The sequence below is a fragment of the Mesorhizobium sp. M7A.F.Ca.US.002.01.1.1 genome (genome assembly GCF_004022955.1).
Lineage (GTDB): Bacteria > Pseudomonadota > Alphaproteobacteria > Rhizobiales > Rhizobiaceae > Mesorhizobium > Mesorhizobium ciceri.
Genome location: NZ_RZQE01000834.1, coordinates 1 through 1,473, shown reverse-complemented (window position 1 = coordinate 1,473; position 1,473 = coordinate 1). Strand labels below are relative to the sequence as shown.

1 protein-coding gene and 2 pseudogenes are annotated in these 1,473 nt (G+C 66.0%); 1 reads left to right on the top strand and 2 read right to left on the bottom strand.

Annotation, left to right across the window (positions count from 1 at the left end):
- Positions 1-124: 124 nt before the first annotated feature.
- Positions 125-285 (bottom strand): annotated as a pseudogene (locus EN932_RS35940) (transposase); the annotation flags it as partial.
- On the opposite strand from EN932_RS35940, the pseudogene EN932_RS35935 reads away from it, so the two are divergent.
- Positions 283-423: pseudogene (locus tag EN932_RS35935) on the top strand (phosphatidate cytidylyltransferase); the annotation flags it as partial. The pseudogenes EN932_RS35940 and EN932_RS35935 overlap by 3 nt on opposite strands.
- 15 nt (positions 424-438) lie before the next feature.
- Here the strand turns inward: EN932_RS35935 and EN932_RS35930 are convergent.
- Positions 439-1,473: AI-2E family transporter (locus EN932_RS35930; RefSeq protein ID WP_128369516.1), on the bottom strand; the 1,035-nt coding region annotated here is incomplete at its 5' end.

Sequence of the window (1,473 nt, the reverse complement as noted above, 5' to 3'; positions counted from 1 at the left end):
CTATTAGATCATACGCCCGCCGCAGCACGGGGACTGCGGGCGGAAGGCGTCCGGTTCCGCCGGCGGATCGTTCGTGACGGAGGCGCAGCCGCGAGCAGGTGGCGGGCTAGCGCGAGGCAGTCTCGCGAGAGCCGCCTGCGAGCAAGCCATAGTGGCGGATGCGATGGAACTCGCGCGGCAGACATGGAGCAGGAACCGGCGGATGAACTCGTCTGTGGCGAGCGTCATGACCTGCTGGCGGTCGGTGCCGTCGCGGCGACAATCCTTCTAGCGGAAGGTGACGCCAGCCGCTTCGAAGACGATCAGGGCGTCAAGGACTGAGGCCACCTGATCGAAGGCCGTGGCCGCATGAGGGACCGTGCCGATAGCCTGGTCTTCGCCGCGCCGTTGTTCTTCCATACGGTGTGCCATTTCTGGACGTAAGGGGCGCTGGCGGCCTCAGCTTGCAACCGCAAGCGGCGCTTTCTTCGCGACGGGCGGCCGCCGGCCCAAGCGACGCTTGGCTGCGAGCTTGAGCGCGACCGGCGGCCCCCTGGACAGGGCGCCACGCACTGCGTCGACCATGCTATGCGCCACGAAGTCTGCATTGATGTCATTGGCCAGCTTGGCGGCCGCCTCCTTGTCGTCGTTGCCGGCCTCCGACCAGAATATGATGCCCACCCGCAGAGCGACCTTGGCGCGCTTCAATCGGCGAACCAGAAAGCGGGCGTGCTTGACGGAATCCCGGTTCAGGAAGCCGACCACGACGGTGTCGACAGCGTCGAGTTCGAGGCGACGAATGCTCGCCGGTTCCATATCGGCGAAGCTCGCCCTCGACACAGTGGCGCTCTGGACTTCGAGCACCTGCGCCAGCATGGCGGCGGCGGCATCGTCGAGTTCGCCACGCCCGCCGGCACAAAGAACCGACATGTCGGTGCCATCGGGCAGTTGGGGATCGGTCTCACCCTCTCCCTCCGCCTCTTTTGCCGCATCCGCGCCGGCATCCCCGGTCGCGGCCGGCTCATCGTCCTCAGCCGCCTCCTCCTGGGCGCTGTCGGCGAGATTGGCCACGAGCATCTGGGCGCTGGCCGCCACTTGCCGCCGCTGCTGGTCGCCCATTACGCCACGGATGCGGTCCTGCTCGCCGAGCAGAAGCGCCGGAATGGCGACCTTGTCGTAGAATTCGACCAGATATTTTTCCTCCAGAATTTCCTCGGCATGGTCGGTGGCTTCCTCAGGATCGCTGGCCAGCAGCCGCTGGTAGAGCCGGGCATGAGGCTCGAGCACCGGCTCATTGCCAAACAGCACGTCGAGGAATTCGAACTGCGGCACGTGCCTGCCGAGTACGACGAGGCAGACCGTGAGGGGCGTCGACAAAACCAGACCCAATGGCCCCCAGAGCCAGGCCCAGAAGATCGCCGCGACAATGATGGCCAAGGGCGAGAGCCCAGTCGGCGAGCCGTAGAGCCAGGGCTCGATGACGTTGCCTGTGAT